The 6,744-nt window shown below is 37.3% G+C and carries 8 protein-coding genes; 1 reads left to right on the top strand and 7 read right to left on the bottom strand.

What is annotated here, in order from left to right; all coding sequences use genetic code 11:
* The 3 genes from E1171_RS10845 to E1171_RS10835 all read right to left on the bottom strand — a co-directional run.
* On the bottom strand, positions 1-495 hold a 495-nt coding region (locus tag E1171_RS10845), incomplete at its 3' end, for a GNAT family N-acetyltransferase (protein ID WP_155206028.1).
* A 156-nt stretch (positions 496-651) separates the two neighbouring features.
* Positions 652-930: an ArsR/SmtB family transcription factor gene (locus tag E1171_RS10840; RefSeq protein ID WP_155206027.1), complete on the bottom strand. Its 279-nt coding sequence runs from the start codon at positions 928-930 to the stop codon at positions 652-654.
* A 149-nt stretch (positions 931-1,079) separates the two neighbouring features.
* Complete coding sequence (locus tag E1171_RS10835) at positions 1,080-1,778, bottom strand: SIR2 family NAD-dependent protein deacylase (protein ID WP_155206026.1); 699 nt, start codon at positions 1,776-1,778, stop codon at positions 1,080-1,082.
* A gap of 219 nt (positions 1,779-1,997) precedes the next feature.
* Between E1171_RS10835 and E1171_RS10830 the strand changes: the two genes are divergently transcribed.
* Positions 1,998-3,389 (top strand): M28 family peptidase, encoded by a 1,392-nt coding sequence (locus E1171_RS10830; RefSeq protein ID WP_155206025.1) that lies wholly within the window; start codon positions 1,998-2,000, stop codon positions 3,387-3,389.
* Between the two features lie 76 nt (positions 3,390-3,465).
* Here the strand turns inward: E1171_RS10830 and E1171_RS10825 are convergent, their stop codons facing one another.
* From E1171_RS10825 to E1171_RS10810, 4 genes are all read right to left on the bottom strand, one after another.
* Positions 3,466-4,710, bottom strand: a complete 1,245-nt coding sequence (locus tag E1171_RS10825) for a sulfate adenylyltransferase subunit 1 (protein WP_155206024.1) — start codon at positions 4,708-4,710, stop codon at positions 3,466-3,468.
* Positions 4,711-4,815: 105 nt separating this feature from the next.
* Positions 4,816-5,721, bottom strand: coding sequence for a sulfate adenylyltransferase subunit CysD (cysD, locus tag E1171_RS10820; RefSeq protein WP_155206023.1), 906 nt, complete (start codon positions 5,719-5,721; stop codon positions 4,816-4,818).
* A 30-nt stretch (positions 5,722-5,751) separates the two neighbouring features.
* Positions 5,752-6,444, bottom strand: coding sequence for a phosphoadenylyl-sulfate reductase (locus tag E1171_RS10815; protein ID WP_155206022.1), 693 nt, complete (start codon positions 6,442-6,444; stop codon positions 5,752-5,754).
* Entirely contained in the window at positions 6,419-6,703 is a 285-nt protein-coding gene (locus tag E1171_RS10810; protein WP_155206021.1) for a DUF2061 domain-containing protein, read from the bottom strand. The genes E1171_RS10815 and E1171_RS10810 overlap by 26 nt, the downstream gene beginning before the upstream one ends.
* Positions 6,704-6,744 lie beyond the last annotated feature (41 nt).

The raw sequence follows: 6,744 nt of genomic DNA, 5'->3' as shown, positions 1-6,744 counted from the left end.
TAAAATTGACATTAATAATTTATCATGATATTTTCCATTTCTAAAACAAGCATCTCTTAGCCTACCTTCTAATTTAAAACCACTTCGTTCATAAGCTTTACATCCTCCAATATTTGGATCTGATACAGTTAACATGATTCTATGTAATCCCTTCTCTGAAAATCCAATTTGTAAAATTTTTCTAGTGACTTCTGTTCCTATTCCTAAGCCCCATAGCTTTTTTTCTCCAATTAATATATAAAATTCACCTGAATGGTTTGTCTTAGATATCTTGGTGATACCTGCATAACCAATTAATTCTGAAGTCGAATTCAAATAAATTCCTAGTGTTAAATCTTCTTTAATTTTTATTGTTTGAAAATACCAATCTTTAACTTCTTTTTCTGTCTTCAATTTTTGAAAAATTGACATTGAATATTGGATGACTTCTTCATCTTGAACCCATTTATAGAAGTAAGTTACATCAGATTCTAAAAGAGATTTTAACGTTATCATTTTTGTTTAATCTTAAAAGAATACTTTATTTCCATGGGGCACAACAATCGTGTATACCACATATGTGGTATATTATACCTTATCCTGCGAATATACAACATATGTGGTATATCCACATTATACCCATTACTTCCATTTAGTTAGAAATGGAAACTATTAATTTTTCCCAAAAGTCCCCAACAAACTTTTTAAAAGCTTCTTATAATCATCCGAGATAAGGTAATAATTCGCATTTGGTTCTTGCTCCAAACTAAGCACCCCCGCTTTTTTTAGATATATAATATGTCTGGATGTTTTTGCCTGGGTGAATCCTAACTCTTTTTGAATTTCGGTAACATACATTCGTTTTTTCTTCAGCAATAATTCGATTATCTGTATCCGCGCCTGATCGGATAAGCATTTGAATAGTTCGGCTTTGAATTCGAGGGGGTTCATATGTAATTGTAATATCTGGATTTAAAATTTTACGAAAGAAAGAGAATTAAAAATAGAGAAGATATTTTAAGGTGGATAATTAAAACAATCTTTTTTGAACTATTTCGCCAACAATACCGCCAACAAATAATTTAAATCGTAAAAAAAAATTAATTTTTTAACAATATATTTTTTAACTCAATTAAACCTTCCGAAGCCTTTTTCTCAATAAAATGAAAATCATATTTCTGCCCCATCATATCTGGTTTTTTTGGGTCTATTACGTATATAGGTACATTTTCAGAAATAAAATCAACAAGCTGCGCTGCGGGGTATACTTGCATGGATGTTCCCACAACTACAAAAATATCTGCAAAACTGGCCTCCATTATAGCCCGATCAAATAAGGGAACTGCCTCGCCAAACCACACTACGTTAGGGCGCAACTGAGAACCTTTTTCACAGGTTTCTCCCCATTTAATCTCCCAACCATCAATAGGATAAACCAGATTTTCATCCACGCTACTTTGTGACTTTAGAATTTCACCATGCAAATGAAGAACTTTGGATGATCCTGCCTTTTCATGCAAATTATCAATATTTTGTGTAACTATACTAACCTCAAAATCTTCTTCCAATTCAGCCAGAGCAAAATGCCCTGCATTAGGATGAGCATCCAACACTGCTCTTCTTCTTTGATTATAAAAGTCCAAAACCATTTTGGGGTTCTTTGCCCAACCTTCCGGTGTGGCTACATCCATCACATCATAACCTTCCCAAAGCCCATTCGCATCCCTAAAAGTAGGAATTCCACTTTCTGCGCTTATGCCGGCACCTGACAATACCACTATTTTATTTTTACTACTCATTTAATTCCAAACTTTATTTATCGGTTCTTTAATATAAATAACTTCCCCTATAGTTTACGAATAATTGACCTCAAAAATAACCATAATTAAGAAAGAGATTATAGTTAAAAGGAATATTTGCCCTAAATAAGTGTTTAACCACAAATCACTAGAAATTTCACCCTGAAATTAATAACTTGAAGCTCATTTTTTCATTTTAAACCAAAGACATAGGCTATCATGAAAAGAAAATTCATAATAGAACAAAAAGCGCTTATTTGGGGATTACTATTACTTTCGATTTTCTCTGATCTAAGGGCTCAACAACTAAAAATACCACCTCAAGAAGACCCTAGAATATTTGAAATAGTACAAGCGGTTTCTTCTGATCGCATTGAGAAAGATATCCAAAAATTAGTCAATTTTGGTACGCGGCACACCCTATCTGATACCACATCCCAAACAAGAGGCATAGGAGCAGCTCGTCGGTGGATCAAATTAGAGTTTGAGAAAATATCTAAGGAGGCAGGTAACGCTCTTGAGGTGTATTATCAAAAAGGTCTAGTAAAGAAAGGTGAAAGCCGTAGAATTCCAAAAGACACTTGGGTAGTAAATGTAGCGGCTATCCAAAAAGGTACTAAATACCCAAATCGCTATGTAATCATGACAGGGGATATCGATTCGAGGGTAACAGATCCCTTAAACTCAACTTCAGATTCCCCTGGAGCCAATGATAATGCCTCAGGGGTTGCAGGTGTATTAGAGGCCGCGCGAGTTTTAAGCAAATATAAATTTGAAAACAGTATCATTTACCTGACCCTCTCGGGAGAAGAACAAGGTTTATTTGGTGGAAAATTCTTTGCCAAAGAAGCGAAAGAAAAAGGTTGGGATATTATTGGAGTCTTAAACAACGATATGATCGGGAATATAGAGGGACTGGATGGGATCATAAACAACCAAAGTTTCCGGATTTTTTCAGAACCCACTCCTGTCACTGAAACTGAAAAACAAAGACAACTGAGACGTTTTTATGGTGGAGAAGTAGACGGAGTTTCTCGACAACTAGCCAGATATGTGGATAGAATGACCAATAAATATATGCCTACCATGGATCCCATAATGGTTTATCGCCTGGACAGATTTGGCAGAGGAGGCCACCATCGTCCATTTAATGACGAGGGTTTTCCTGGAATTCGTATTATGGAGGCTCATGAAAACTATACACGCCAACATCAAGATTTAAGAAGGGAAAACGGAATACAGTATGGAGATGTTATTGAAGGAGTTAATTTTGATTACGCAGCCAAATTAACTGCCGTAAATGCCATTACACTAGCAGGCCTGGCCTGGGCTCCACCCCAACCAACTGAGGTCAAAATTGGAGGCGCTGTACAGGCCTCTACTACCTTAAAATGGGAAATGAAAAATGATCCAAACCTAGCCGGGTATAAAATTTATTGGCGGCTAACCACTTCTCCGCAATGGGAACATTCTCGTTTCGTAGGGAAATTATCAGAATTTAAACTTGAGAATATAGTTATCGACAATTTCCTTTTTGGAGTAGCGGCAGTTGGAAAGGATGGGAATGAAAGCTTGGTAGTCTTCCCTTCCGGAATCATCTCCAGAAATTAAATATTAATTACTCATATAACCAAATAGAGGTTGTCCTAAAACAAAGACAACCTCTCCTTTTTAAAATTAAATATATTTAACTGGCAAAACCTACCCCTACCGTGGCATTGGTTTGTGGGTCGATCAAAATAAAAGATCCATTTGCTTTATTCTTTTCAAAGGAATCTGTATAAACTGGGCCAGCTGTTTTAAAATGTACCTGTGCAATATCATTTAAACGTAGGGTATCAACATCATCACGTTTTTTCAACGTTTGTGGGTCGGTCAAATAGTTAATATTTTCCAGTTTAGCTAGGGTTCGAAAATGTCCATGCTGTAAAATATACTTTCCAGCTCTATTCAAAGGCTCTTTATCTAACCAGCAAAGGGTTGAAGCAAATTGCCTTTTTCCCTCAGGAAGTTCATTTTCTTTCACAATCAGGTCTCCCCTGCTAATGTCAATATCATCCTTTAGGACCAAAGTAACGGACTCACCTGCCTTTGCAACCTTCAATTGTCCATCCATGGTGTCAATACTGGTAATGGTAGAGCGCTGACCACTATTTAATACTACGATTTGATCTCCGGGTTGAAAATCACCACTGGCCACTTTCCCGGAATACCCCCTATAATCTCTAAACTCTCCCTCTTTTGGTCTGTTAATCCATTGTACAGGAAATCGAGCTAGTTGCTCTTCATCCTTTTTTACCTGAACTTGCTGCAAAAATGACAACAATGAGGGGCCTTCATACCAAGACATCTTATCACTCTTATGCACAATATTATCACCCTTAAGAGCGGAGGCAGGAATAAATTGAACTTGTTGCCCTTCAAACCCAAAAGCAGATCGTAGTTCTTGAAACTCTGAAGCTATTTCATAATATCGCTGCTCTTCATAATCAACCAGGTCCATCTTATTGACACACACCACTACTTGCTCTATGCGCAACAAAGACGTAATAAAATAATGCCGACGACTTTGTTCAACCACTCCATGACGAGCATCAATAAGGATAACGGCCACCTGAGAGTTTGAGGCACCAGTAATCATGTTTCTTGTGTACTCCACGTGTCCTGGAGTATCTGCAATAATAAACTTTCGGTTCTCTGTTGAAAAATAAATATGAGCAACATCGATAGTAATACCCTGTTCTCTTTCAGCAGTCAAACCATCTGTAAAAAGGGACAAATCCATACTATCCAGTCCGCGCCTTTCACTGGCCACTTCCAGGGCGTGGAGCTGATCTTGTGTGAGAGAGTGTGTATCGTACAACAATCTGCCAATAAGTGTGCTTTTCCCATCATCAACACTTCCGGCAGTGGAAATTCTTAATACATCCATAATTTATGGTCCGTTGAGGGTTTATGTTTCAACCTTCAGAAAGAAGGTTTTTATACCAAATTGTTAGAAATTAAAAACTTTGTGAGTTAAAAACTCTTAAGGGAATTAAAAATACCCCTCTTTTTTGCGGTTTTCCATGGCTGCCTCTGATCGCTTATCATCCATTCTTGCTCCCCTTTCAGAAATAATCGCAGAGCGAATTTCATCAATAATGGTTTGAATATCGCTGGCTTCAGAAGCTACGGCAGCTGTACAACTCATATCCCCTACCGTACGGAACCTCACTGTACGCTGTTCAATTTTTTCGTCCTCATCCACTGTAACAAAATCTGAGAAAGGCCAAATCATTCCATCGCGGACAAAAGTATCTCTTTGATGAGAATAATAGATGGAAGGAATTTCTAATTTTTCCTTTTGAATGTAATGCCAAACATCTAACTCAGTCCAATTGCTGATAGGAAATACTCTTACATTCTCACCTTTGTGGATCCTTCCATTTAGGATATCAAAAAGCTCCGGACGTTGGTCTTTGGCATTCCACTGTCCAAAATCATCTCTTACAGAAAAAATTCTCTCCTTGGCTCTTGCTTTCTCCTCATCACGACGAGCTCCACCAATACAAGCATCAAAACCAAATTCCTCAATACTATCCAACAAAGTGGTAGTTTGGAGCATGTTCCTGCTCGCATATTTACCAGTTTCCTCTTTTATATTCTTTCGATCAATAGTATCCTGTACATGACGAACAATTAATTTTAAACCAGCCTCCTTCACCAGACGATCTCTGAATTCAATGGTTTCCGGAAAATTATGCCCTGTATCAATATGCAACAAAGGAAAAGGTACTGGAGCAGGGTAAAAAGCCTTTTGTGCCAAGCGAACCAATGTAATAGAATCTTTTCCTCCTGAAAATAATAATACTGGTTTTTCAAATTGAGCGGCTACTTCCCTAATAATATAAATAGCCTCATTTTCCAATGCCTTCGGGTGATTATCTATATATTTTTCCATATTTAATTTCTGTTCGAACTACCTAAAATATTACTGATGTAAACCGCATTCCTTTTTAGAACTTTCCCACCACCAGCGTCCCGCCCTAATGTCTTCTCCTGGGGAAATGGCACGTGTACAAGGGGCACATCCAATACTGACAAAACCTTTGTCATGTAAAGGGTTATAGGGCACTCTATTCACTGAAAGATAATCCTGCACCTCGTCAAGGCTCCAAGAAAGAACAGGGTGATATTTGATGAGTTGATGCTGTTCATCCCATTCAACCTGAGGAAGGTTACTTCTAGAATCAGATTGTCCGGCTCTAAGCCCAGTTATCCAAACTGCCCTTCCATTTAAAGCCCTTTTCAAAGGCTCAACTTTTCGAATGAAACAACATTCCTTTCTATTTTCCACTGAATGATAAAATGATTCCGGGCCCTTTTCTAAAAGTAAATCTTCTACCTTTTCCTGGTTTGGAAAATAGGCCTTTATAGTTTTCCCATATTTTTTTCGTGTACGAGAAAATAGGGAATAAGTCTCTTCAAATAACCGACCAGTATCCAAGGTAAAAACCTCTACTGGCAAATCATTTCTGAAAATCATATCAGTTATCACTTGATCTTCTTGCCCGAAGGAAGTTGAAAAGACAATCTTCCCCTGAAATTTATTAGCAAGGTACTGTAATCTCTCTATTGAATTCAGGCCTTGCAACTCACTATTGATTATTTCGATTTGCTCCAAAGCTATCCTGTTTTAAAGGTTTTAATAACAATTTTCCCCAAAGCCTTTCATGCACATAAAAAAGCATTATCTTCGAAAAGACCTCAATAGATCCAATAGATATGGCCAGTGTCAATTTTCCCGTAATCAAAAAAGAAATCACAATCGTATCGATAGTGCCCACAATCCTCCAACTGATTGCTTTCAAAAGACTTTTAAGTTGGCTATCGCCCACAGTCTTTTTTATGGCTTGCCTCTTAATTACCTGGTCTAATAGCATAGATGATATTTTTTACATTGTCGGTCTTTTTAAACGTTAGA

It is taken from the genome of Xanthovirga aplysinae (genome assembly GCF_009711365.1).
GTDB lineage: Bacteria > Bacteroidota > Bacteroidia > Cytophagales > Cyclobacteriaceae > Xanthovirga > Xanthovirga aplysinae.
Note: the sequence above shows the minus strand (reverse complement) of the source record. Positions and strands in the feature narration are given on the sequence as shown.